Annotated in this window: 19 protein-coding genes, 1 tRNA gene and 3 pseudogenes; 5 read left to right on the forward strand and 18 right to left on the reverse strand. The window is 63.2% G+C overall.

What is annotated here, in order from left to right; all coding sequences use genetic code 11:
- The first annotated feature begins 1,094 nt into the window (after positions 1 to 1,094).
- Positions 1,095 to 1,319, forward strand: a complete 225-nt coding sequence (locus FOM02_RS13795; protein WP_028146525.1) for a hypothetical protein — start codon at positions 1,095 to 1,097, stop codon at positions 1,317 to 1,319.
- Positions 1,320 to 2,102: 783 nt separating this feature from the next.
- Here the strand turns inward: FOM02_RS13795 and FOM02_RS13805 are convergent.
- Positions 2,103 to 2,637: pseudogene (locus FOM02_RS13805) on the reverse strand (IS3 family transposase); the annotation flags it as partial.
- A 583-nt stretch (positions 2,638 to 3,220) separates the two neighbouring features.
- Here FOM02_RS13805 and FOM02_RS13810 point away from each other — a divergent pair.
- Both FOM02_RS13810 and FOM02_RS13815 read left to right on the forward strand, forming a co-directional pair.
- Positions 3,221 to 3,679 (forward strand): hypothetical protein, encoded by a 459-nt coding sequence (locus tag FOM02_RS13810; RefSeq protein ID WP_231164143.1) that lies wholly within the window; start codon positions 3,221 to 3,223, stop codon positions 3,677 to 3,679.
- A 168-nt stretch (positions 3,680 to 3,847) separates the two neighbouring features.
- Positions 3,848 to 4,402: a tyrosine-type recombinase/integrase gene (locus tag FOM02_RS13815; protein WP_231164144.1), complete on the forward strand. Its 555-nt coding sequence runs from the start codon at positions 3,848 to 3,850 to the stop codon at positions 4,400 to 4,402.
- Positions 4,403 to 4,616: 214 nt separating this feature from the next.
- Here FOM02_RS13815 and FOM02_RS13820 read toward each other — a convergent pair.
- The 6 genes and pseudogenes from FOM02_RS13820 to FOM02_RS13840 all read right to left on the reverse strand — a co-directional run.
- Positions 4,617 to 4,693, reverse strand: a tRNA-His gene (locus FOM02_RS13820).
- 198 nt (positions 4,694 to 4,891) lie between these two features.
- Positions 4,892 to 5,326 (reverse strand): phasin, encoded by a 435-nt coding sequence (locus FOM02_RS13825; RefSeq protein ID WP_027565117.1) that lies wholly within the window; start codon positions 5,324 to 5,326, stop codon positions 4,892 to 4,894.
- Positions 5,327 to 5,786: 460 nt separating this feature from the next.
- Positions 5,787 to 6,170, reverse strand: a complete 384-nt coding sequence (locus FOM02_RS13830; RefSeq protein WP_027565116.1) for a phasin family protein — start codon at positions 6,168 to 6,170, stop codon at positions 5,787 to 5,789.
- 232 nt (positions 6,171 to 6,402) lie between these two features.
- A complete protein-coding gene (locus FOM02_RS47120) occupies positions 6,403 to 7,116 on the reverse strand; it encodes a hypothetical protein (RefSeq protein WP_416207768.1) in 714 nt (237 codons plus the stop codon).
- A gap of 123 nt (positions 7,117 to 7,239) precedes the next feature.
- Positions 7,240 to 7,482, reverse strand: coding sequence for a hypothetical protein (locus tag FOM02_RS47125; protein WP_416207769.1), 243 nt, complete (start codon positions 7,480 to 7,482; stop codon positions 7,240 to 7,242).
- Between the two features lie 482 nt (positions 7,483 to 7,964).
- Positions 7,965 to 8,126: pseudogene (locus tag FOM02_RS13840) on the reverse strand (SDR family NAD(P)-dependent oxidoreductase); the annotation flags it as partial.
- A 222-nt stretch (positions 8,127 to 8,348) separates the two neighbouring features.
- Between FOM02_RS13840 and FOM02_RS13845 the strand changes: the two are divergent.
- Both FOM02_RS13845 and FOM02_RS13850 read left to right on the forward strand, forming a co-directional pair.
- Entirely contained in the window at positions 8,349 to 9,323 is a 975-nt protein-coding gene (locus FOM02_RS13845) for an NADPH:quinone oxidoreductase family protein (RefSeq protein ID WP_027561790.1), read from the forward strand.
- A gap of 1,063 nt (positions 9,324 to 10,386) precedes the next feature.
- Positions 10,387 to 11,937, forward strand: a pseudogene (locus FOM02_RS13850) (PAS domain-containing sensor histidine kinase); the annotation flags it as partial.
- A gap of 196 nt (positions 11,938 to 12,133) precedes the next feature.
- Here the strand turns inward: FOM02_RS13850 and FOM02_RS13855 are convergent.
- The 11 genes from FOM02_RS13855 to FOM02_RS13905 form a co-directional block, all read right to left on the reverse strand.
- Complete coding sequence (locus tag FOM02_RS13855) at positions 12,134 to 13,306, reverse strand: thiolase family protein (protein WP_027565114.1); 1,173 nt, start codon at positions 13,304 to 13,306, stop codon at positions 12,134 to 12,136.
- Between the two features lie 344 nt (positions 13,307 to 13,650).
- Positions 13,651 to 15,240: a phosphoglycerate dehydrogenase gene (serA, locus tag FOM02_RS13860; protein ID WP_027565113.1), complete on the reverse strand. Its 1,590-nt coding sequence runs from the start codon at positions 15,238 to 15,240 to the stop codon at positions 13,651 to 13,653.
- Positions 15,241 to 15,515: 275 nt separating this feature from the next.
- A complete protein-coding gene (locus FOM02_RS13865; RefSeq protein WP_027565112.1) occupies positions 15,516 to 16,688 on the reverse strand; it encodes a phosphoserine transaminase in 1,173 nt (390 codons plus the stop codon).
- 79 nt (positions 16,689 to 16,767) lie between these two features.
- The gene (locus FOM02_RS13870; protein ID WP_027565111.1) at positions 16,768 to 16,974 is read right to left on the reverse strand and encodes a hypothetical protein; all 207 of its coding nucleotides are present in this window, start codon (positions 16,972 to 16,974) and stop codon (positions 16,768 to 16,770) included.
- Between the two features lie 255 nt (positions 16,975 to 17,229).
- Positions 17,230 to 17,694, reverse strand: a complete 465-nt coding sequence (locus FOM02_RS13875) for a GNAT family N-acetyltransferase (RefSeq protein ID WP_027565110.1) — start codon at positions 17,692 to 17,694, stop codon at positions 17,230 to 17,232.
- Between the two features lie 137 nt (positions 17,695 to 17,831).
- A complete protein-coding gene (locus FOM02_RS13880) occupies positions 17,832 to 18,422 on the reverse strand; it encodes a glutathione S-transferase family protein (protein WP_092215218.1) in 591 nt (196 codons plus the stop codon).
- A 75-nt stretch (positions 18,423 to 18,497) separates the two neighbouring features.
- Positions 18,498 to 19,388 carry an outer membrane protein gene (locus tag FOM02_RS13885; protein WP_027565109.1) on the reverse strand — a complete coding sequence of 297 codons (891 nt, stop codon included), beginning with the start codon at positions 19,386 to 19,388 and terminating at the stop codon, positions 18,498 to 18,500.
- 170 nt (positions 19,389 to 19,558) lie between these two features.
- Positions 19,559 to 20,395 carry an outer membrane protein gene (locus tag FOM02_RS13890; RefSeq protein ID WP_027565108.1) on the reverse strand — a complete coding sequence of 279 codons (837 nt, stop codon included), beginning with the start codon at positions 20,393 to 20,395 and terminating at the stop codon, positions 19,559 to 19,561.
- Positions 20,396 to 20,622: 227 nt separating this feature from the next.
- Entirely contained in the window at positions 20,623 to 21,873 is a 1,251-nt protein-coding gene (locus tag FOM02_RS13895) for an MFS transporter (protein WP_027565107.1), read from the reverse strand.
- A gap of 267 nt (positions 21,874 to 22,140) precedes the next feature.
- The gene (glmM, locus tag FOM02_RS13900) at positions 22,141 to 23,487 is read right to left on the reverse strand and encodes a phosphoglucosamine mutase (RefSeq protein ID WP_027565106.1); all 1,347 of its coding nucleotides are present in this window, start codon (positions 23,485 to 23,487) and stop codon (positions 22,141 to 22,143) included.
- A gap of 222 nt (positions 23,488 to 23,709) precedes the next feature.
- Positions 23,710 to 23,877, reverse strand: a complete 168-nt coding sequence (locus FOM02_RS13905) for a hypothetical protein (RefSeq protein ID WP_167336552.1) — start codon at positions 23,875 to 23,877, stop codon at positions 23,710 to 23,712.
- Between the last annotated feature and the right edge of the window lie 73 nt (positions 23,878 to 23,950).

Here is a 23,950-nt window from a genome sequence, read left to right on the forward strand (position 1 = left end):
CCGTCGTTATCTCCAATGCAACGGTCGGATGTCAGGCGTTCACAATGGATGGGGCCGGCGTCATCGTGGATTTCTCGAAGCGTGGACAGAGGGATTTGAGAGATATGGGTCAGCAGGCTCATCATCGCTGTTCTTTTGTGCAGTGGCTCATCCGAGCTTGGTTAGGTGCGAGCCGTAAGCCACTATAAGTTCTTCGATGGCGAGCTTAAGCGAGGGAAGGGTCACGCTGTGTTGGAAGTTTTTTGGAGCGCAGTCCGCAACAACCTGGACATTTTTGGCGGTATCTGCACTGTTTTAGCGAGTGCGGTATACTCAAGAGAGCATAACCGCGATCGACTACAGGTCGGCATAGCATGGCTCCCCGTTTAAATCTCTGGAAGGTTTCTACACAGCTCGAACATGGTCTTTTCCGGCGGGGAGCAACCAATTTTCCTGTAGACCGCTGCGACTTCTTCGTACGAAGCTAGACCATCAACGTAAATTATTTTCCGAAAGAGGCCTGGCTTCGCGCGTCGCCGATCTGCATTGACAACTTCTGTCAGCCTCCAAGAAAGAGCCGCAGTGTTTGGGCTAGATAGTTGAGCTGCACGCGGGCTGGTTCGCAACATCAAATCGCTCTGTTTCTTCATGGTAAGCAGCAAACCATCTGCGCGCGTTGAACATGAATTGCGAATTGACATTCAAGTCAAAGTCGAGGCTTCCGAGCAAATCGCCCTTGTAGGGCTTGTACGCGCCCGTGGCGACCCTTAAGTCGGACTCATCAGCATCGGCGACCAACGTTGCTCGTCCCAAAAGTCGCTTTAGCGAAGACACCGCCAATACGTATTCCAACTTGATGTGATCGATATAACGCTGTGCAGAAGACCTGCGCGCAGGTCGCGCCGGCGAAAGCTGCCCCAACCGTGACGATCGCAGACAAGGTCTCTTTTTCCATCGTGGCCTCGTTCCATCGCGAATGATTGCTGCTACTCATCAACTATACAACCAAAGGATGATATGAGGCATATGGACCATGCAATCAGCGCATTGACCACCTTGCACCCAACGGCCGATCACGGTTCGATACCCTCGTAAGTACCAAGGAGAAAAGGTCAATGAACCGGCTTCAGAAATTCGTTGAGCAAGGCGGCTACGGCGAGCGGACCGGCCGAACAGCTTACGCCTTCAACGTCTCGAATTTACCCGAGGCGACTAAAGGGCTCGATTGGCGACCGATCACTGGTTTTAGCCCCGCCGATGAAGTTTTAGGGGACCCCAGCCTAAAGCGAGTCTTTGAGGCGGCGTTGAAGCACGGTTACGCATTGGTCACGCCTACTTAGATGGTCCGCCAGAATAGAAGCGCCTGGATGGAAAGCGAAGGTGTCGAAGGCCATGGAACTTATTGTCGCTGGCTACGTGATGGTATGCGACCGACGCGCCTTGACAAATTTGCTGGCTCATCGCCGTAAAGTCCTTGGTCAGCTGCAAGGCGTGTCAGGCATCAACCCGCAAAACGCGGTCAAAGCGATCCAAGAAGAATTGGTGATGATTGAAGCGGGCCTCGAAGACTCAAGCCACCGCCCGGCTCACCGCCTGACAACGAGTGGGCCCAGTGAGATTGCCGGTTTGGCCGGCTCATCTCGCGTAGTAACTGGTTGGAAACCAATCTCAGCTACGCTGCTTGTTAGCGCCCTACCTACCGGACGGGGCGATACGCATGGGCAGGAGGAGCCCGCTCCCGAAAGGTGAGCGGGTTTCTTTTTGGGTTGATCAAAAATGCGCGTAAATAAGATCACGTGGGATAAAATCGGCGGAGCGACAGAGCCGGGCCGGTACAAGTGCTTCTTCGGGTACCTGACCGTAACCTCCGAAGACATTGAGGTTTGGAGGCGATACCCCGACGCAACGTTCACGTTGATGGCGCGGCCGGCGACGCAACAGTCCGTTGCTGAGGACTACTACCTAGGCGCGTTCGATATCGGCAACCCTGAGCCGTAGGTTACAGGATTAACTGTTTTCACGGACACAAGCTTACTTCGTAAGCGTCGTTCTCAGGCCACGGCTTTGAAGGCTTGAGCTCGGTAGGCCCAGGGCAGTAGCTGGTCGATGTCGCGGTTTGGATGACTGCCCTGGTCGGAGTGTGCAACAGGGCGTCCGGTTGCCGCGTCGCCAGACGGCCATCAGCAGGGCATCGGTCACCAACTGAGCTGTCATGGCGGCGCTCATCGACCAACCCACTACCCGGCGTGAGAACAGGTCGATCACTGCTGCGACGTAGAGCCAGCCCTCGGCCGTCCAGAGATACGTAAAGTCGGCAATCCACTTCTGGTTCGGCCGCTCGGCAATGAACTGCCGGTCAAGGAGGTTCGCCGGCACGCCTCGAGCTGTCGATCGCCGCTGTCCTTCGGCAAGCGCCGGCGCCGCGGCCGCGCCCGCAAGCCTTGCAGGCGCATCAGCCGTTCGATTTGATGGAGGCCACAGTCCGCCCCATCGGCGAGCAGATCACGCCACACCCGGCGCGCACTAGCACTCGCCATGAAGCTTGCCTTCACCTCGCCGCCGAGGCTCTTCGTCGCTGCGGGATCTGGCGCTGGGCGAACGATTCAGCCAGGCATGGAAGCCCGACCGCGACACCCCCAGCGCATCGCATAGCCATGCGCCACGACCGTCTTATCCCCGTGCACCGGTATCTCGAAGCCCGATTTGAAGAGCCTTCCTAATCGGGCGGGCATCCTACAGAGCAGATTGGAAACATCTCAGAATCTTCGATCGTGTGGATGCGCAACCTGAAACTAACAAGATCTCCCATTGTTGCGTCTCGCTGACACAAGAGCCAGGAATGTGCTGATGTGGCCGCAATCGTGCCTTTTTGCTTTGCCTGACGAGTGCAAAGCTTGGAGAAGAGGCGACCCAGCCCATACACATGCGAGCCCAAGTTCGCACGAGCGGCAACAGCCCAACCGATTGCGGCGATTCAAGTCAGGGTCGTGATGGCGCGCCAGATCGCATTGCCGCCAACGCTTCCTCCCCGGCTGATCGGCCGTGAGGCGGCCGCTGCGTATGTATCAGTTGCACCGAATACATTCGACGCGATGGTGCGAGAGGGTCGCATGCCGCCGCCGCGAGTTCTGACCTCTGGCCGCAAAGCGTGGGACGTGAGGTTGCTCGACAAGGCGATCGATAGCTTGCCTCTCGAGGGCACAATCACCAATTCCTCGGACGATGGTTGGGATGAGTAGTGATGCGTCGCAAGCTTCCTCCGAATGTGGAGAAGAATGTCGTCAAGGGGCATGTTTACCTCTCGTACCGTGTCGGCAAAGGACCACGGACAAAACTTCCCGCCGATCCCGCCTCGGACGAGTTTAAGCTTGCGTATGCCGCCGCGGTTGCCGGCGAGGCTGCGAGCCGGCCTATGATCACGAAGGATGCGGCGCGCTCGATCGGGGCCCTTATAACTTCCTATCTAAGCAGCGATGCGTTCAGCTCGCTCAGCGAAGGTAGCAAGAGCGGCTATCGAAGTCGCTTGGATCAGATCAGGCGCGATCATGGCCACCGCGCAGTAGCCGGTCTCACCAAGGATCGAATTGAGGAGAAGATTCTCAAGCCGCTTCACAAACAAGCCCGGTGCGAAGATAGATACGCTCAAGAAGCTCCGAATCCTCATCAGGCACGCCAAGGACCTGAAATGGCTCACGACTGATCCGTCCGATGGCATCAAGCGAGGGAAGTCAAAGGAGATACGGGCCTGGACAGATGCAGAGCTGGCGGCGTTCGAGAAGCGATGGTCCTTCGGAACAAAGCAGCGAGCTGCCTACGAGCTAATGCTCAACGTTGGTACTGCTCGCGTTGACATCATCTAACCACATGGATGCAAGCTGACGCGGAGGACTTCGAATATACGCGCCGCAAGACGGGGGTTCCTGTCCTGGTGGAGAAGGCAGACTCGCTGCGTCAAGCGCTCGCCGCGTTGCCCCGGAAACACGTTTGCATTCTAACAACCGAATATGGAAAGCCGTTCACCGTCGACGGGTTCAGCGGCTGGCTGAGAGCCGCGGTCACATCGGCCGGGATCGCAGATCTGAGTTGTCAGCCGCACGGTCTCCGCAAGACGTTCGGGCGACTGCTCGCAGACGCTGGAGCGACAGCGCACGACATCATGGCCGCGATGGGCCACTTAACTCTGGCCGAAGCCGAACGTTACACGCGCGAAGCGGATCGTAGGCGCGGCGGACGGCGCGCGATCGTAAAGCTCGAGGACCCACAAGGCGAACAGAAAACCCCAAACCCATTCTACAGGTTTGGGGAAAGTGGCAAAAACGATAGGAAAATCAAAATGAAGAAGAAGGCCTTGGCGCTCCTAGGGGAATCGAACCCCTGTTTCAGGCTTGAGAGAGCATTGGTATCAACGCTCGTAACAAGTTGAATTCGATCAACCGGCGCATCCGAGACGATGCCGGTGCGAGTCAGTTCATCTTCATTCACACCGACCGGACTAAGTGGCATCTGGACCACGTGCCTAGCACGTGAATTTCGGTCGGGCGCAAGCGAGCGCAATGCACCGGCGCTCTGGTGGTAGCTATCTGGTAGCTACAACAACTCATAAGCCCTCGACGATCGTCGTAAGTATTTGATCTTTTTGGTACAGTTGGGTGGGCTCGAACCACCGACCTCCTGTTCCACAGACAGGCGCTCTAACCAACTGAGCTACAACTGCATCCTTGCGAGCCGCGCCTTGGGACGCCCTGGGAGGGCCGGTCACCGAGGGGGCTGGACGGGGCGGAAACTAGGTGCAACGGGGGTTTTTGGCAAGGCCGCAAAACCCGATAATTCCCGCCTTAAGCAACGTTATTTCCAGAACAAAACCCGGGCCTCGCGGCCCGGGTTTCCTAGAGCGTGCGATCCGCCGTTTTGATCAGGCGGCGGGCTTGTAGAGCTTCGAGGCGCTGGCCTTGATCGGCTCGGCGGTCTCGTTGGCGATGCGCTGGGTCAGCTCGACCAGCTCCTTGGCCTGGGCCTGGAAGGTCTCGAGCTGGGTGCGGGCGTGGCCGGTCCACAGCGTGAACGCATCGGCGGGGTTCTTGGCGGCGAGCAGCTCCTGGGCGAAGTCCAGCGAGGCCGAAGAGTTGGCCTTCATGAACTCGACCAGCTTGGCGGTGTACTCGCTCGCGCCCTTGCTGGCGGTGGTGAACACGGCCTCGACGGTGCCGTTGTGGGTCTCGGCGGCATCCTTGAACTTGGCGTAGTTCTCGCGGGCCTGCGACACGCCCTTCTCGGCGAACGCACGCATCTGCTCGGGGACCTCGAACGGAATGATCGAGGCAGAAAACGGATCAGTCGCACCTGTCATGGTCGTCCCTCACGATGATGAAAAAATGGAGTGAGCCTTCTGGCGCGCCCGCCGGGCCCCGAAGGCCTGACATTCAGCGGGTACGAAAGACTGGAAACGCGAAACAAAGAGATGGCTCGCCCAGCGCCCAGACTATTGCTCTCCATCATGTCAACATTGTGCACCGCAATGTGATCCGGAGGTGCGACGCGATAATTTAATCTTGAAGATGAGGTTCCCCGGGTGGGGAACTCTGGGTTGCGGTATTTTGATGCTGACCATGGACCCGGTTCACTCCCTCTCCCGCTTGCGGGAGAGGGTTGGGGAGAGGGGTGCCACACGGGGATTCTGTCGTTCGCGCACTCTCCGGTGCATCAACAACCGGCACCTTTTCCAGGGCCACCCCTCTCCCTAGCCCTCCCCCACAAGGGGGGAGGGAACGCACCACCGTCGGGGCGCGAGTGCCTCATCCGATCAGGCTTCAGTGCTTCGCCCGGGTCGCGTCCATCGCGGCGCGGCCGACGATCTGGCCCATTTCGCTGGCCTGCTCGGCCAGGGTCTTCATCTGGCCCTGGACGTATTCGCCGTGCAGCCGCATCACCTCGGACAGATCCCTGGCGTGGACCAGCGACTGGGCGTAGTCGAGCGAGGCCTGCACATTGGTCTCGGCGAAGGCGATCGCGCGGGCGCCGATGTCCCTGGCGCCGGAGCGCATGCTGGCGCCGCGCTCCTCGATCGAGCCGGCGGCGGCCTCGGCATTGGCGAGCAGCTTCTCAAAGGCCTCGCGCGCCTGCCTGAAGCTCGTTTCCGCCATCGAGCGCATCTCCGGCGGAAGCTCGAAACGCTCGTGTCCCTGGTCGGTCATCCCATCCACTCCTGTCCTGCTGCTGTCGGCCATGTCGGCCGTCCCCCGGCGCGCCCACGCCAAGACTAGCGGCCGACGGTATTGCCGGTATGACGCGAGCCACCCGTCTCCGCCGATTCCTGCGGATGCAACCGGGCTTCGCCTTGCGGGTTCAGCCAGATTAAGGTTATCGCGGCTTAAGGCCGCCCCTGCGGACGGGGGGCCGTGGACCTGCCCGCGCCCGCGGGCGATACTAACCCTTTCTTAAGGCTGTCATTCCCGGCAGTCTTGGCCCTGTTCTTGGCCCTGATACAGACACGCAGGACTTAAAGCCGGTCGGATGACGAGTTCGGATTTCCAGTTGCGAGGCGTCGGCGATCCCCGGCTTTCCGTGCACGCGACCTCGCCATTGTCGAGCTGGCTCTGGTCGACCGATGGCGCCCGCGTGCTGTGGGCCAATCCGGTCGGCGCAAAATTCTTCGGCGCGCCCCATGCCGCGGCGCTCGCGGAAAAAACCTTCGGCCCGGCGAGCGCCATCGCCGCCAGGTGGCGCGGCTGGCGCGGACCGGGCCCGCAGCGATGCGCTGAGATACGGCCGCGCCGAGGTGGCGATCGCCAACGGCCGGATGGTGCTGCAAACGGGTCGGTACGGGGCGCCGATGTCGCCCTGGTCGCGCTGATCACGCCGGCCGTGCAAGCAGGCTGCGCCTGCGAAGCGCGCCGGACCCCCGCGCCGGATGCGGTGGCCGAAGCGCCGGTTCAGGCTGCTCAGCAAGCGGCGGCCAGCGAAGAGTCGCCATCGCAGGATGCGCCTGCCGGTATCGACCTGTTCGATGCCTTCGCGGAGCCGGTCGAGACGGTGCACGACACCATCGAGAGCACGCCCGAGCCGCTTGCGGGCGAAGCGGCGGCGGAGATCGTCTCGATCCAGCACGCTGTCAAGGCGGCGGCTGAGGAGCCCGTCCAAGAAAGCGTCCACGACTCGCACAACGACGGCGCCCAAACTCCGGTTGAAAACCCGCCCGCAGCCATTGTGCCGCCCCAAGCCGCGCCGATCACATCCGGCATGGGCGAGTCGCCGTCAGCAGCGTCACCGCGCCAGCATCCGCTGCGCTTCCTGTGGCAGATGGATGCAGAGGGGCGCTTTGTGCTCGGCTCCGACGAGTTCATCCGCCTGATGGGCGCGCACACTGCCGCCGGCTTCGGCCGGCCCTGGCGCGAGATCGCCGAAGAATTCTCGCTCGACCCTGATGGCCGCGTCGAACAGGCGCTGGCGAGCCACGACACCTGGGCCGGCATCACCGTGAGCTGGCCGGCCGATGGTGGCGAGCACATTCCGGTCGAGCTCGCGGGCCTGCCGATCTACGACCGGATGCGCAACTTTGCGGGCTTCCGCGGCTTTGGCGTCTGCCGCGATCTCGACGGCCTCAACCGACTCGATGCGCTGCGCCGCTTCGAGCTGTTCGTCGAACCAATGGCGCCGCAGCGTCTCTCGGCGGATGTCGTCGAGCTCGAATCGGAGCCGGAGAACTCGCCGGCAGCGGAGGCGCCTATGCCAATCGAACCGCCTGAGCCTGAGCCCACACCTGAGCCTGTCGCCGAACTGCCCGACCCCACCCCCGACGCGAATTCACATCCAACCGATCCGGAAACGCCAGTGGAAACGCCCTCGGAAATTCCCTCGGAAACTCCCTTGGAAAGCTCGCCCAATGTCGTGCCGTTCCGCCCGCCCGGCGATGCCAGATCGCCGACGCTGACGCCGGTCGAGAACAGCGCGTTCAACGAGCTCGCCCGGCAACTGTCCGAACGGCTCGAGCGCGAGCGCGAGGCGATCGGTGCCGCCGGTCCGAGCTTGCGGCCGCAGATCACGAGCTCGGCGCCGAGCGCGAGGAAGCGGCGCCCCATCGCGGCGCCAAGACCCGAGCCGCCGCCGGTGACGAGGATGCGCTTGTCCCTGAGCAGACCTGTTTCAAACATCGTTTGAATGCTCCCTTTTCCGTCATTGCCAGCGAAGCGAAGCAATCCTGAGTCCGTCTCGCGGAAATAGTCTGGATGCTTCGCTTCGCTGGCAATGACGAGGATAGGCCCGTGCGCTCCTCAAACAAAGAATCCTGATTGTAGGGTCGGCCCAAATCCGGCAAAACCGGGCCAACGATAATTCCGCCCTGAAACGCCAAGTGCTCTCAAGAAGGTGCTGCCATGAAAGCCATCCTCTGCTCGCAATATTGCCAGCCCGACGATCTCGTGCTCGCCGAAGTGCCGGATCCGGTGGCGGGTCCCGGCGAAGCCGTGATCGCGATCAAGGCGGCGGCGCTGAATTTCTTCGACATCCTGATGATCCAGGGCAAGTACCAGATCAAGCCGCCGTTCCCGTTCTCGCCGGCCGCGGAAGTCGCCGGCGTGATCGAGAGCATTGGTCCTGGCGTGACCGATCTGAAGGTCGGCGATCGCGTGGTCGCCTCCTGCGGCCACAACGGTGCGCGCGAGAAGATCGCGCTGCCGGCGGCGTCGATCGTGAAGATTCCCGACAATCTCGACTACGACCGCGCGGCCGGCATCATCATCATCTACGGCACCGCGCTGCATGCGCTGGAAGATCGCGCGAGCCCGAAGCCGGGCGAGACGCTCGCGGTGCTTGGAGCTGCCGGCGGCACGGGCCTTGCGGCCTGCGAGCTCGGCAAGCTGATGGGCCTGAAGGTGATCGCCTGCGCCTCGTCGGACGAGAAGCTGGAATTCGCCAAAGCGCACGGCGCCGAACTGACGCTGAACTACGCCAAGGAAGATCTGAAGGAAGGCTTGAAAAAGCTCACCGGCGGCAAGGGCGTCGACATCGTCTTCGATCCCGTGGGTGGTGCGTATGCCGAGCAGGCGCTGCGCTCGATCGCCTGGGAAGGCCGCTTCCTCGTCATCGGCTTTGCCGCCGGTGACATTCCGAAGATGCCGCTCAACCTCGCGCTGCTGAAAGGCTGCGACATCCGCGGCGTGTTCTGGGGCGCCTGGACCCGACTCAACCCGGAGAAGAACCGCGCCAATCTCGAGAAGCTTGTGAAGTGGACCGCGGAAGGAAAGATTTCATCGCATGTCGATCGCACCTTCCCGCTGGCTCAAACCGCCGACGCCCTGAAGGTGCTGGCGGGACGTCAGGCCATGGGCAAGGTGATCCTGCATCCGTGAGGTGATGGGATGGCGGCGCGATACTGCGCGCACTCTCGCAATACATAAAACTGTCGTCGTCCGGCTTGACCGGACGACCCTGGATTCCAGAGACAGCAGAGACTTAGCCGAGAAGCCGCGGCGTACTGGATTCCCCGCCTTCGCGGGGCATGACAACGAAATTTGCGCGGGCAACGCAATGCCTTCCGCTGCGCGTGCGACGTTGCGCACGGTCCGGCTTGGTTAAAAATCCCTCAACGGATTACGCCAAAATGGCGGTGCATTCCCCGGCCTTGCCGCAATCAAACCCAAATATTTCCCGATTCGCGCAAACCGCCGTCGTTTTTTGGGCTGATTCAGACGGCGATTTACCGGTTCCAGTTTGCGGGGCGCTTCTGGACAATAATAAGAAGACTGAAGCCGGACTGCCCCCAGCGTTGCGTCAGTAATGGGGAGCATCACCATGGAGACGACGGCGTACCGTCAGTCCAGGGAGTCGCGGACGTTCGACTCCGATAATTCTGTGTCACAATCGTCCACCGCGGACTACATCCGTGCGCGTGCCGCACGGGCTGATCTTCCACAGGACGAGCCAATGCCGCTGTTCCTGTCCGACCCCCTCGGGGCGCCGGACCCGCGGGAATATGCGCCGCGGGCGCTGCGCTCGAGAACCAGGTTCATCCCGGCCATTCTCGGGACGGTTCTGGCCGTATCCGCGGCCACGATCCTGGCCGGGGTGTTTCAATCCGACCTGCGCGATCTCGTCGCCGCCTATGCCGGCGCCTCGACGCTGCAGACCGTCGCCTCTCCGCCGCCGGCTGCACGGCAGACCCCGGCCAAGGACGCGGCCCGCGTCACCAATGCGGTGCTGGCGAGCGCCGACGCTCAGAGCCTACCGGCGCCGCCGGTGCCGAGCCGCGAAGCGATCGCGAGCGCTTACCAGACTGCGCTCCAAGCCCAGACGCCCGTGCAAGCGCCCGCGCCTGTCGCAGCGCAGCCAGCACCACCACCGCCCGAGCCCGTCAGGACGCTCGACGCCGACACGCTGGCAGGATTGATGACGCGCGCGCGGAGCCTGATCCTGGCGGAATGGCTGACCGAGCCCGCGCCGCCCGCATACGGCCACAGCATGCGCGACCGCGCGCTGCTCGATCTCGTGCCGACGGGCATCCTGATCTATCGCCTCGACCGCCTGCTCTACGCCAACGCCGCCTTCCTCGCGCGCATGGGCTATGCCAGCATCCACGCGCTGGAGGATGCCGGCGGGCTCGATGCGCTCTATGTCGAAGTGGGCGTGTCCTCGGCGAGCAGCACCTCGCAAGGAGGCACGCCGATCACGATCAGCGCGGCGATTGCCAATGGCGAGGCGCCGCTCGCGACCACCGAAGCGCATCTGCACACCATCGACTGGGACGGCGACAGCGCGCATGCGCTGATCTGCGCACTGCCGCAGGCCGTCGTCGCGCCGCCTGTGGTCACAGAAGCCGTCGCGAAGGTGCCGGTCGAGCCGGAGCCCGAAGCCGGCGATGCCGATGCCGAGGATCTCGCCGCGATCCTGGACACCACGGCCGAGGGCATCGTCATGTTCGATGCCGAAGGCAACATCCACGCCTGCAACCGCAGCGCCGAGGCGCTGTTCGGCTATGACGGCGCAGCGCTGCTCGAGCAGAACCTCGTCAGCCTGTTCGCGCCCGAGAGCCAGCATGTCGTCGTCGACTATCTCGAAAGCCTCAAGAGCCAGGACATTGCGAGCCTGCTCGACCATGGCCGCGAGGTGCTGGGCCGCGAGAAGAAAGGCGGCGTCATTCCGCTCGCGATGATCATCGGCCGCACCCGGCCGGACGGGTCGAACTTCTTCGCCGTGTTCCGCGATCTCTCGCAGGCGAAGAAGGGCGAGAGCGAATTGACGCAGGCGCGCCGCCTCGTCGACGGCGCGGCCAATGCGAAAGCCGACATGCTGGCGCGGATCAGCCACGAGATCCGCACGCCGCTCAATGCCATCATCGGCTTTGCCGAGGTGATGATCTCCGAGCGCTTCGGCGCGCTCGGCAACGAGCGCTACGGCGAATACATGAAGGACATCCGCGCCTCCGGCGAGCGCGTCATCGCCATCATCGACGATTTGCTGGAGCTGTCGCGGATCGAGACCGGCAAGCTCGATCTCAATTTCGCCAACCTCAACCTCAACGACCTCGTCGAGGCCTGCGTCGCGGTGATGCAGCCGCAGGCCAACCGCGAGCGCATCATCATCCGCACCTCGCTCGGCCATGCGCTGCCGCAGGTCGCAGCCGATGCGCGCGCGATGCGGCAGATCACGATGAACCTGATCTCGAACTCGATCCGGCTGGCGAGCGCCGGCGGGCAGGTGATCGTCTCGACCGCAATGACCGACCGCCGCGAGATCGCGCTGCGCATCCGCGACACCGGCCACGGCCTCTCCGAGCGCGAGCTCGCCGCCGCGATGGAGCCGTTCCGCACCCCGCCGCCGGGGGATGCCTCGGACAATTCGGCGCTCAGCCTGTCGCTGACGAAAGCGCTGGTCGAAGCCAACCGCGCCCGCTTCAACATCAAGAGCGCAGGCAGCTCCGGCACGCTGATCGAAGTGGTGTTCGCGCCGGTGGTGGCGGGGGCGTAGGAGCGGAATTCGAGCACAGCGTCATTCCGGGGCGCGCCTCTTGGCGCGAGCCCGGAATCCATCAGGCTGCAACGACGGTGGCACGATGGATTCCGGGCTCGTCGCTTCGCGACGCCCCGGAATGACGCGCACAAGTACCACCCAAACAAAAAGGGCACGGCGCGCGCCGTGCCCTTTCGCATTCCTAACGCTGCTCTCAGCTATAGATCTCGAACAGCCCCGCGCCGCCCTGGCCGCCCCCGATGCACATCGTCACCACGCCCCACTTGGCCTTGCGGCGGGCGCCTTCCTGCAGCAAATGGCCGGTGAGACGGGCGCCGGTCATGCCGAAGGGATGGCCGATCGCGATCGAGCCGCCGTTGACGTTGTACTTGGCGGGATCGATCTCGAGCTGGTCGCGACAATAGAGGCACTGGCTGGCGAAGGCCTCGTTGAGCTCCCACAGATCGATGTCGTCGATCTTGAGACCGGTGCGCTTCAAAAGCTTCGGGATCGCGAACACGGGACCGATGCCCATCTCGTCGGGCTCGCAGCCGGCGGTCGCCCAGGCGACGAAGCGGCCGAGCGGCTTGAGGCCGCGCTTCTCGGCGTCCTTGGCTTCCATCAGCACCACGGCGGCCGCGCCGTCGGAGAGCTGGCTGGCATTGCCGGCGGTGACGAACTTGCCGGGGCCCTTCACCGGCTCGAGCTTGGCCAATCCTTCCATCGTGGTCTCAGGCCGGTTGCATTCGTCGCGGTCGACGACGTAGTCGACGATGCTCTCGGCCTTGGTCTGCTTGTCCACGACCTTCATCTTGGTCTTCATCGGGACGATCTCGTCCTTGAACTTGTTCGCCTGCTGCGCCGCGGCCATGCGGCGCTGCGATTCCAGCGAGAATTCGTCCTGGTATTCGCGGCTGAGCTTGTAGCGCTCGGCGACGATGTCGGCGGTGTCGATCATCGCCATGAAGATATCGGGCGCGACCTTGAGCAATTCAGGATCGATCGATTCCTTCGGCGTGCCGCCGCCCGGCATCGAGATGCTCTCGACGCCGCCGGCGACGATGCAGTCGGCGCCATCCGAGCGGATCGAGTTGGCGGCCATCGCGATGGTCTGCAGCCCCGACGAGCAAAAGCGGTTCACCGAGACGCCGGCGGTGGTCTTCGGCAAGCCGGCGAGCAGCGCGGCCTGGCGGCCGATGTTCGGCGCGCCATGGGCGCAATTGCCGAGATAGCAGTCCTCGACATAGTCCTTGTCGACGCCGGCACGATCGACCGCGTGCTGGATGGCGTGGGCCGCCAGCGACATCGGCGGCGTGATGTTGAACCCGCCGCGGCCGGATTTCGCGAGGCCCGTGCGTGCATAGGAAACGATGACGGCTTCACGCATTGTTTTCTCCCTTCGACGATTTTGAACAGAGCGTCCTGGGCGCCATTGGTACACAAAGTTGGGGAGCGCGGGGAGAAATAAAGCGCGCCAGTCGATCAACAAAAACGCCGCTCCTTACGAAAAGGGCGGCGCTGTTCCGCAGCTCGGAATATATGATATGATGATCGTCATCCCGCAGGTTGCGGGCGCCGCTCTATCCACTCGTCATGCCCGGGCTTGACCCGGGCATCCACGTTCTTCGTGCCGCGAGGAAGCGCGTGGATGGCCGGGTCATAGGCGAGCGGAAGCGACGCCGTGCTTCGGACGGCTATGCCCGGCCATGACGGCAAGAGGTGAAGGCGCGGCTAGAACGTCAGCGCCTTGGCCTGCTTGACCTGCGGCAGGGCCTGCACCTTGGCGAGCAGGTCGGCCGGCACGGCGCCGTCGACCTCGACGAGGGCGATGGCATCGCTGCCGGGCGCGGCGCGGCCGAGATGGAAGGTCGCGATGTTGATCTTGGCATCGCCGAGGAGGCTTGCGAACCTGCCGATGAAGCCCGGCTTGTCCTCGTTGGTGATGTAGATCATCGACTTGCCGAACTCGGCATCGATGCGGATGCCCTTGACGTCGACGAGGCGCGGCTTGCCGTCATGGTACACGGTGCCGGAGACCGAGCGCTCCTGGCGTTCGGTCGCCACGGTGACGGTGATCAGGCTCTCGTAATCGCTCTGGGCGGCGCGCACGATCTCGTCCACCACCATGCCGCGCTCCTTGGCGACAACAGGCGCGGACACCACGTTGACCTCACCCAGCATCGGCCGCAGCAGGCCCGACAGCACCGCGGAGGTGATCGCCTTGATCTTCATCTCGGCGACGTGGCCCTCATAGGTGATCTCGACCTTGAGGATGCCGCTTTCAGTCAGCTGGCCGGCGAACGAGCCGAGCTTCTCGGCGAGCGCGATGAAGGGCTTGAGCTTCGGCGCTTCTTCCGCGGTGATCGAGGGGAAGTTGACCGCGTTCGAGATCGCGCCGGTGAGCAGATAGTCCGACATTTGTTCTGCGACCTGAAGCGCGACGTTCTCCTGCGCTTCCGTGGTGGAGGCGCCGAGATGCGGCGTGCAGATCACGTTGGGATGGCCGAACAGCACGTTGGTATTGGCGGGCTCCTCGACGAAGACGTCGAAGGCGGCACCCGCAATGTGCTTTGAATTGAGCGCATCGACCACCGCCTGCTCGTCGACGAGGCCGCCGCGGGCGCAGTTGATCAGGCGCACGCCCTTCTTCATCTTGGCGATCGCGGCCGCGTCGATGATGTTCCTGGTCTTCTCGGTCAGCGGCGTGTGCAGCGTGATGAAGTCGGCACGCTTGAGCAGCTCATCGAGGTCGACCTTCTCGACACCGATGTCCTTGGCGCGCTCGGGCGACAGGAACGGATCGAACGCGACCACCTTCATGCGCAGGCCGAGCGCGCGATCGGCGACGATCGAGCCGATATTGCCGCAGCCGACGACACCGAGCACCTTGCCGGTGATCTCGACGCCCATGAAGCGGTTCTTCTCCCACTTGCCGGCCTGGGTCGAAGCGTCGGCCTGCGGGATCTCGCGGGCCAGCGCCAGCATCAGGGTGATGGCGTGCTCGGCGGTCGTGATCGAATTGCCGAACGGCGTGTTCATCACGATGATGCCCTTGGCGGTCGCCGCGGGAATCTCGACATTGTCGACGCCGATGCCGGCGCGGCCGATCACCTTGAGGTTGGTCGCCTTCTCCAGGATCTTTGCGGTGGCCTTGGTCGCGGAGCGGATCGCAAGGCCGTCGTAATTGCCGATGATCTCGGCGAGCTTGTCCTTGTCCTTGCCGAGGTTGGGCTGGAAGTCGACCTCGACGCCGCGATCCCTGAAGATCTGCACGGCGGCGGGAGACAGAGCGTCGGAAATGAGAACTTTGGGTTTGGTCATGGGGATGTGTCCTTCACCGTCCCTAAGGGAGGATCGGCCCGAGAGCCGGAAATTCGTGAGTGACTTGGAAGCTTGTTGCTCTCCCTCTCCCCGTCCTTACGGGAAGAGGGCATAGGCGGCCTTCGGCCGCCGTTTTTTAGAAAGGACGCCGATGCAAAGCACCGGCTATGGTGAGGGGCAGCCACAGGCGAAGTGCTCGCGGAGAGAGCCCCTCACCCGGATCGCTGCGCGACCCGGCCTCTCCCCGTAAGAACGGGGAGAGGCGAAGAAAACAACTACGCCGCCTTGGCGAGCGCGGCCTTGGTCTCGGCGAAGGCCCAGTCGATCCACTGCGTCAGCAGCTCGACGTCCTTTGCTTCCACCGTGGCGCCGCACCAGATGCGCAGGCCGGCCGGCGCATCGCGGTAATAGGCGAAGTCGTAGCCTGCGCCTTCCTTCTCGACCAGCGCCACCAGCTTCTTCGAGAATTCCGCCTGCGCGTCGTCGGAGAGCGAGGTGATCGCGGGATCGGTGAACTTCAGGCACACCGAGGTGTTGGAGCGGATCGAGGCGTCCTTGGCCAGGAAGTCGATCCACGGCGTCTTCGCCTTCCAGTCGGCGAGCACCTTGGTGTTGGCGTCGGCACGGGCGATCAGCGCCTTGAGGCCGCCGATCGACTTGGCCCAGTTCAGCGCGTCGAGATAATCCTCGACGCAGAGCATCGACGGCGTGTTGATGGTCTCGCCGACGAAGATGCCTTCGTTGAGCTTGCCGCCCTTGGTCATGCGGAAGATCTTCGGCAGCGGCCAGGCCGGCTTGTAGGTCTCGAGCCGTTCAACGGCGCGCGGCGACAGGATCAGCATGCCGTGCGCGGCTTCGCCGCCGAGCGCCTTCTGCCAGGAGAAGGTGACGACATCGAGCTTGGCCCAGTCGAGCGGCTGCGCGAACGCGGCGGAGGTTGCGTCGCAGATGGTCAGGCCTTCGCGGGTCGCGCTGATCCAGTCGGCGTTCGGCACGCGCACGCCCGAGGTGGTGCCGTTCCAGGTGAAGACGACGTCGCTCGCAGGGTCCACCTTCGAGAGGTCGGGGATCTCACCGTAAGCCGCGTTCAGCTTGGTGACGTCCTTGAGCTTCAATTCCTTGACGATGTCGCTGACCCAGCCCTCGCCGAAGGATTCCCAGGCGAGCGTGGTGACGGGCCGTGCACCGAGCAGCGACCACAGCGCCATCTCGACCGCGCCGGTGTCGGAGGCCGGCACGATGCCGATGCGATAATCGGCGGGCACCTCAAGCACTTCGCGCGTCAGATCGATCGCGAGCTTGAGCTTGGTCTTGCCGACCTTCGCGCGATGCGAACGGCCGAGCGCTGCGTCCTTGAGATTTTGGGCGTTCCAGCCGGGGCGCTTGGCGCAGGGGCCGGAGGAGAAATGCGGCACGGTCGGCCGCGAAGCGGGCTTCGCTACAGTCATGATCTACCCTTCCAGATAGTAAGCCTCCCGTTGGGGGGAGGTGTCCCGCCGCGGCTGATACGGGAATCGGGCAGACCAGTCAAGAAAGTTCCGGCGGCTCACGGCGGAGTGATGGCGGCTCGGCTGCGATATCGGGGGATTCAACCGGCGTGAGCGCATTCAGCAAGTCCGTGGCCTCGCTGATCAATTGCGCGGCCCGGCGGCGGCTGCTCACTTTCAGAATGCACTTGTCATTGGCCTGCACAACGTAGCCGTTGCCGACCTTGATCATGGAATAGCTTGTCATCGAAATCCCCGAACCGACCGAGCCCGGTGTCTGACGCTGCCTAGCACCGTTCGTTCCTGCTGAAACGTGAACGACGGGCGGGTAGTTTATCAGCTCTTAAGATGAACGAACGCGCGATCCGATTGTGCAGCTTATGCAATGTCCGCGACCAGAGCCCCATTCCGATACAATCGGAATGGGGCTCTGGATTTTTCTATTGACGCGTTTTCTTGATGCGAACCGGTATCCACTTCGCTCGAAAACGCTCCTGCTGCCTCAAAAGCGGACAGTCATGCCGACGTGACTGCGTGAGAATCCGAGACGCTCGTAAAAGCGCTGTGCATCGACGCGGCTCGCATGCGTCAGCAATTCGACCAGATTGCAGCCGCGCGCCTTCGCTTCCGCGATCGCCCATTGCACCAATTGCTCGCCGATGCCGCGGCTGCGGCAATCCGAAGCAACGCGGACATCCTCGAGCAGTCCGCGCACGCCGCCTTGCGAGCTGATGCCTGCGAGCACCGCGAGTTGCAGGCAGCCGACCACCCTGCCCTCGCTCTCGGCCACCACGAGCGTCAGGTTCGGATCGTGCGCGACCCGCTCGAACGCCGCGTAATAGGACGCAGGCAGCGGATCCTCGACGCGCTCACGCCCGCGCCCGAGATGATCGTCGGCGAGCATCTCAACGATCGCCGCGACGTCCTCGCGGCGCGCGGGACGGATGGAGACGGACTTTTCGTTCATATCGAAACTCCAGCCTAGAGCGCGATGAGATCAGGATCGTCATCTCGCTTAGCTTGTTGTTTGCGCATGATCTCCGCGCAAACGCGTTCCGCGTTTGTCGCGAGGGAAAACCGCTGCGCACTTTTCCGGATCATGCTTTAGCGTGCCGGCGGCAGGCCGAGAAAAGCCTCGGCCTCGCCGATCCAGCGGCGGACGGCCGCATGACGGCCGAGATCGAAGCCGCCTTCATGCGCAACGCGGGTATAGGCGAGCAACGAGACGTCGGCCAGCGACATTGCCTCACCGGCGAAGAAGCGGCTGCCGGAAAGATGCTGCTCCATGCGGTCGAGTGCCGCATAGCCGCGCTTGACCTTTTCAGGGTCGAGCTCGGAGGCAGCCTTGCCGAGGTAGACGATGAGGAAGCGGCACACCGCGATGTAGGGCTCGTGACTGTACTGCTCCCAGAACAGCCATTCGTCCATCTTGGCCGCCGTGAAGACCTCGCGCGGGATCAGCGCGCTGTCGCGGGCGAGGTAGCGGATGATGGCGTTGGACTGCGCCAGCGTGCGGCCGTCGTCGAAGGCGACGGTCGGCACCTGGCCGGCGCCGTTCATCGCCAGAAATTGCGGCGTGCGCGTCTCGCCTTTGCGGGTGTCGATCTCGATCCACTGATAGGGCACCGCGAGCTTGTCGCAGACCCACTTCACCTTCAGACAATTGCCGGAATTGCTGTCGCCGTAGATCTTCATCGCTGCCGCCCCATTTTGGAACGACAGAGCATCAGGACAAGGAGAGCCTGTCAACCGCGGCGCAGCGAGGCCGTGTCAGAACTTGTAGCCAACGCCGAGGCGCGCATTGTTCAGCGTCACCGACGTGTTCATGACGGGCGAGAACCGGACGTACTCGTACTCGATGCGGGCGAAGAGCCCATCCCAGATGCAGTATTCGAGGCCGAGGCCGGCGGTCCAGCCGACCGCGAAGGTGTTGGTCCGATGCTGGCCCTGCGTACCCGATTGCGACGGAACAGGTACCCACGTCGTTCCGATCGTGGTGTTCTGGTTGCCGAAGATGTCCGTTGTCGTCACGTCCGTGCGCAACCGCACGTCGCTCGTCACCGTGCGGGTGATGTCCATCCGTCCGACGGCAGCGCCAAAGAACGCGTAGGGCATGAAGGGTCCGCCGTCCCAACCGGCGCGGCCGCGCAGCGTGATCATGTCCTTGACCTGGGCCGTGGCGGTGCCGGTGAGCGAGACGGCATAATTGTGGGTGATGCCGGCCGGCCGTACCTCGCCGGCCGGGTTGACGATCACGAGCGCGTTGGAGCCGGTCGATCCCGTCGAGAGGTTGCCGAAATAGCTGTAGGTGCCTTCGAGACTGAGAATGGCATCGTACCACTGCCAATTGCGGCCGATGAAGCCGCCGTAATTGACGCCTTGCGTGTTGGCCTTTTGCAGCAGCGACCACGTTGACGTCGGCCCCTGCAGCACACTGTCGCGGAAGATGTAGTTGGTCAGGCCGACGACGCTCTGGCCGAAATCGGTCGCGTCGGCCGTGTAGCCGGCGGTGCCGCCGACATAGAAGCCATCCCAATTGTGGCTCGTCCTCGACAGACCGTCGGTGACGCTGCCGCGCAGGATCGGCAGATCCGGCATGTCGGCCGCGTGCGCGGCAGATACCGTCCCCAACATCGCCGCCGCCAACAAAAGCCCACGCATCGCAACGCTCCAAATAAACTCGAACTTTCGCCATGATCATGGCTCGTTAACCTTAACCAATGGTTGCGCTGGAGCTTTTCGTCGCCGCGAAGCCATGAAAAATACGCAAAGCAAAACGGCGCGGGATGATCCCGCGCCGTTAAGAGAGTTTAACCGGTGGGCTTGAAGGATCAGCCCTTGGTGACGAGCGGCGGCGGCACGTAGGCCGGCGGGCTGTTGAGATCCCAGCGCACGCCGAGCTTGACGTCGTGCGACGTGATTTCCTTGACTTTGATTGTCGAGGGGCCCGAGATGCTGTTGTCGTAGGCGCGGAAGTTGCCGGGATTGGCGTCGCCGAGATCCATGTAGCTGTAGGCGAGTTCGACGGTGAAGCCGGGGGTGACCTTGTAGGCGAGACCGGCGTGGGCGGCCCAGGCGAAATTCCACTTACCGTTGTCGGCGAAGTAGGTCACGCTGTTGCTGAGGCCACCGGGATTGATGCGGGTGCCGTCGTCACGGAAGCCGCTGAGCTTGTTGTAGGAGCCGCCGACGCCGGCGCCGATGAACGGGGTGATGCACCACCAGGTGCCGAGGTCGACATAGGCGTTGGCCATCACGACCCACTCGGACTTGCTGCCGGAGTAGTTGTTGGCCTCGAAATCGGTAGCGCTGAGCGTGACGTTGTCCGAGCCGTGCAGATTGGCTTTGCCGCGATACTGTCCAATCACGTCGGCGCGGAACCAGTTGTTGAAGCGATAGCCGACGCCGAGGTCGAACAGCGGCGAGGAGTCGAAGCCAAGGCCCACGGTCTGGGTGGGGAATTGCTGCGCGGTCGCGCTGTCGATGCGCTTGGCGCTCTGGTTGGTCATGCCGATGTCGCCCCGGAGATACCAGCCACCGAAATCGGCGGGCGGAGCCGGCGGCGCGTACATGGGAGGCGGCGCCGCGATCGGCATATCGGCGGCAAACGCCATCGACGAGATCAGGGATGCCGCACCCGCGGCAAGGAGAGACTTAACGCTACGCATTGGCTTCGTCCTTATGGCCGGTGAGGCAAAATGCAGACGCCCCACGTTCTGGAAACTCACGGGAGGACGATGGCACCAAATGCTTAAGCGCCACTTAACCCTAATTTTTAAGGTTGATATTTTCTCACTGCACACGCGGATGCAGCGCGAGCGTTGCAAAAATGCCAGCGCTCAGGACCGCAATTGCTAAGGATGTATGAAGCCGCAACGCTGCGGCGCAGATTTTGTTAACGCGCGTGCTGCGGCAGTTTTGGCAGGAACACGGCAAGCAGGCCGATCGCCGGCAGGTACGCGCAGACCTGATAGACGAACGCGATCGAGGTGTGGTCGGCGAGCTTGCCGAGCACGGCGGCGCCGAGGCCGCCGATGCCGAAGGCGACGCCGAAGAACACGCCGGAGATCATGCCGAAGCGGTGCGGCACCAGCTCCTGCGCGAACACGATGATCGACGACGTCGTCGAGGAGATGATGAGGCCGATGATCACTGACAGCACCGCGCTGGTGTAGAGCCCGGCATAGGGCAGCGCCAGCGTGAACGGCAACGCGCCGAGGATCGAGATCCAGATCACGATCTTGCGGCCGAAGCGATCGCCCAGCGGACCGCCGAAGAAGGCGCCGACCGCATTCGCTGCGAGGAAGATGAAGAGATAGATCTGGGCGGCCTGTGTCGACACGCCGAAACGATCGATCAGGTAGAAGATGTAGTAGCTCGACAGGCTTGAGACATAGAGCTGCTTCGAGAACAGCAGCGCCACCAGCACGAGCAGTGCCACCGCGACGCGGCGCGAGCTCGGGCCGCCTGGCTGGGTGTGGGCCGGCGCAGCTTTCTTCGCCGTGATCTGCGGTGCGTACCAGCGGCCGATGCGCCAGAGAATGACAATGGCGAGAAACGCGATCGACGAGAACCAGGCGATGCTGCCCCGCCCGAACGGCACCACGATCAGCGCGGCCAGCACCGGCCCCATCGAGGTGCCGAAGCTGCCGCCGAGCTGAAACACCGATTGCGCAAAGCCGTAGCGGCCGCCCGAGGCGAGCCGCGCGATGCGCGCCGATTCCGGGTGAAACACCGCCGAGCCGAGACCGACCAGCGCGGCGGCGACGAGGATGACGAGATATTGGTGGGCGGCGCTGAGCAGCAGCAGGCCGAAGAAGGTCGAAGCCATGCCGATCGCCAGCGAATAAGGCTGCGCCTTCTTGTCAGTGTAATGCCCGACCACCGGCTGCAGCAGCGAGGCCGTGAACTGGAACGCCAGCGTGATCATGCCGATCTGCGCGAAGTCGAGCGCATAGGTGTCCTTCAGGATCGGATACACCGAGGCGATCAGCGACTGCATGGTGTCGTTGAGAAAGTGCGAGAAGCTGATGCCGGCGAGCACAACATAGGCCGGCCCCGCCGCCTTGGCGACGGCGGGCGCGACATCGCTGACGACGACGGGCTCGGTCAGCGTTTCCTTGGAGACGACGACAGGCTTGTTCAATGGAGCATCCCGGCAGGCGCGGCGAACCGCCGCATCCACTCATTACGATGCAGGCGGTGGCGGAACCAGCGCCAATCGCAAATGGCTGGAATGCGTGGGTCTTACCCTCTCCGCGAGTCCGATATCGTAGGGTGGGCAAAGGCGCATTTGCGCCGTGCCCACCATCTCTCTGATACGGCGACAGACGTGGGCACGCTTCGCTTTGCGCTACCCTACGATACTGCCCGTGGGATGAGATCGCCCCACGCCGCTCGCGCTTGAAGGACCTTACGCCGCCGCGGCCTGGCCCAGCGCGGAGACGATGGTGTCGACGACGTCCTCGACCAGGATGCGGTCCTCGCCCTCGCCCATGACGCGGATCACGGGCTCGGTGCCGGAGGAGCGGATCAGGAGGCGGCCGTGGCCGTTGAGGCGCTTCTCGCCGTCGGAGATCGCTGACTTGACCTCGGAATCGTCGAGCGGCTTGCCGCCCTTGTGGCGGACGTTCTTGAGGATCTGCGGCAGCGGATCGAAGCGGTGGCAGACTTCCGACACCGGGCGGCGCAGCTTCTGCACCACCGCCAACACTTGCAGTGCGGCGACAAAACCGTCGCCGGTGGTGGCATAGTCGGACAGGATGATGTGGCCGGACTGCTCGCCGCCGAGATTGTAGCCGCCGCCCAGCATCTGCTCGAGCACGTAGCGGTCGCCGACCGGCGTGCGCACGAGATCGAGCCCCTGCCCTTTCAGGAAGCGCTCGAGGCCGAGATTGGACATCACGGTCGCGACGATGCCGGGCCGCGACAGGCGTCCGTCTTCCTTCCAGCTCTGCGCGATCACCGCGAGCAGCTGGTCGCCGTCGACGACATGGCCGCGCTCGTCGACCAGGATGACGCGATCGGCATCGCCGTCGAGCGCGATGCCGATGTCGGCGCGCATCTCGCGCACCTTCTTCGACAGCGCTTCCGGCGAGGTCGAGCCGCAATCCTTGTTGATGTTGAAACCATCGGGATCGACCCCGATCGGCACCACGTCGGCGCCCAGCTCCCACAGCGCTTCCGGCACCACCTTGTAGGCGGCGCCATGGGCGCAGTCGACCACGACGCGCAAGCCGTCGAGCGAGAGGTCGCGCGGCAGCGTGCGCTTGGCGAATTCGATGTAGCGGTCATGCACGCCGTCGATGCGGCGGGCGCGGCCGAGGCTCGCGCTCTGCGCAAGACGCTTCTCGATGGGCTCGTCGAGCAGCTGCTCGATCTGCTTCTCGACGTCGTCGGAGAGCTTGAAGCCCTGCGGGCCGAACAGCTTGATGCCGTTGTCCTCGAACAGATTGTGCGAGGCCGAGATCATCACGCCGAGATCGGCGCGCATCGATTTGGTCAGCATCGCCACCGCGGGCGTCGGCATCGGGCCGACCAGCAGCACGTCCATGCCCACCGAGGTGAAGCCCGCGACCATCGCATATTCGATCATGTAGCCGGACAGGCGGGTATCCTTGCCGATCACGACGCGGTGGCGGTGATCACCGCGCTGGAATGCAAGGCCCGCGGCCTGGCCGACCTTGAGCGCGAGCTCCGGCGTGATCAGTCCGTTGGCGCGGCCCCGGATCCCGTCCGTCCCGAAATATTTGCGACTCATATCGTCCCCCAGAGCAACAACCAGGGGACCCCTCTACAACCACGGGCTGCCCGTTCGGGCCCCGCATCCCTGATTTGCTGAGGGTCTTATAAGCCCAACGCGGTCAACTTGGCTTCAAAAAATGTGATCAATCGTTACGGAACAGGGGTACTCCCTCCGTCGATAAGGGGTTGTTAACATTATATTTCCTGCCGCAGCGCCGCAATCGGAGTGGAACCCGGCCTAGCCCGAGCGCTTGACATGGCCATCGTCGCGGCTCGGCGGCGGCTGGGTGACGTTGACGGGATCGGAGCCCGGGAAGGTCTCCTCCAGCCCCTCTTCCAGTGCGTCCTCGAGGGCCTGTTTCTCCTTGATCTGTTCCGGCGAAGGTCCCGTCTGCGGCTTCGTCATGGCGCCCTCCTCTCAAACGATTTGGCTGTGCATCCAACCATGCTAGATGACCCCTCAATCATCCGATGCAAGA

It is taken from the genome of Bradyrhizobium sp. SEMIA, from assembly GCF_014844175.1.
Lineage (GTDB): Bacteria > Pseudomonadota > Alphaproteobacteria > Rhizobiales > Xanthobacteraceae > Bradyrhizobium > Bradyrhizobium arachidis.

Bases quoted from the DNA above. Each gene is read 5' to 3' on its own strand.
- FOM02_RS13845 (WP_027561790.1), top strand. From the start codon at position 8,349: ATGAAAGCCATCCTCTGCTCGCAATATTGCCAGCCCGACGATCTCGTG.
- serA (WP_027565113.1), bottom strand. From the start codon at position 15,240: ATGACCAAACCCAAAGTTCTCATTTCCGACGCTCTGTCTCCCGCCGCC.
- FOM02_RS13830 (WP_027565116.1), bottom strand. From the start codon at position 6,170: ATGACCGACCAGGGACACGAGCGTTTCGAGCTTCCGCCGGAGATGCGC.
- FOM02_RS13870 (WP_027565111.1), bottom strand. From the start codon at position 16,974: ATGACAAGCTATTCCATGATCAAGGTCGGCAACGGCTACGTTGTGCAG.
- FOM02_RS13825 (WP_027565117.1), bottom strand. From the start codon at position 5,326: ATGACAGGTGCGACTGATCCGTTTTCTGCCTCGATCATTCCGTTCGAG.
- FOM02_RS13810 (WP_231164143.1), top strand. From the start codon at position 3,221: ATGCGTCGCAAGCTTCCTCCGAATGTGGAGAAGAATGTCGTCAAGGGG.
- FOM02_RS13880 (WP_092215218.1), bottom strand. From the start codon at position 18,422: ATGAAGATCTACGGCGACAGCAATTCCGGCAATTGTCTGAAGGTGAAG.
- FOM02_RS13885 (WP_027565109.1), bottom strand. From the start codon at position 19,388: ATGCGTGGGCTTTTGTTGGCGGCGGCGATGTTGGGGACGGTATCTGCC.
- FOM02_RS13875 (WP_027565110.1), bottom strand. From the start codon at position 17,694: ATGAACGAAAAGTCCGTCTCCATCCGTCCCGCGCGCCGCGAGGACGTC.
- FOM02_RS13855 (WP_027565114.1), bottom strand. From the start codon at position 13,306: ATGCGTGAAGCCGTCATCGTTTCCTATGCACGCACGGGCCTCGCGAAA.
- FOM02_RS13905 (WP_167336552.1), bottom strand. From the start codon at position 23,877: ATGACGAAGCCGCAGACGGGACCTTCGCCGGAACAGATCAAGGAGAAA.
- FOM02_RS13865 (WP_027565112.1), bottom strand. From the start codon at position 16,688: ATGACTGTAGCGAAGCCCGCTTCGCGGCCGACCGTGCCGCATTTCTCC.
- FOM02_RS13795 (WP_028146525.1), top strand. From the start codon at position 1,095: ATGAACCGGCTTCAGAAATTCGTTGAGCAAGGCGGCTACGGCGAGCGG.
- glmM (WP_027565106.1), bottom strand. From the start codon at position 23,487: ATGAGTCGCAAATATTTCGGGACGGACGGGATCCGGGGCCGCGCCAAC.
- FOM02_RS13815 (WP_231164144.1), top strand. From the start codon at position 3,848: ATGCAAGCTGACGCGGAGGACTTCGAATATACGCGCCGCAAGACGGGG.
- FOM02_RS13890 (WP_027565108.1), bottom strand. From the start codon at position 20,395: ATGCGTAGCGTTAAGTCTCTCCTTGCCGCGGGTGCGGCATCCCTGATC.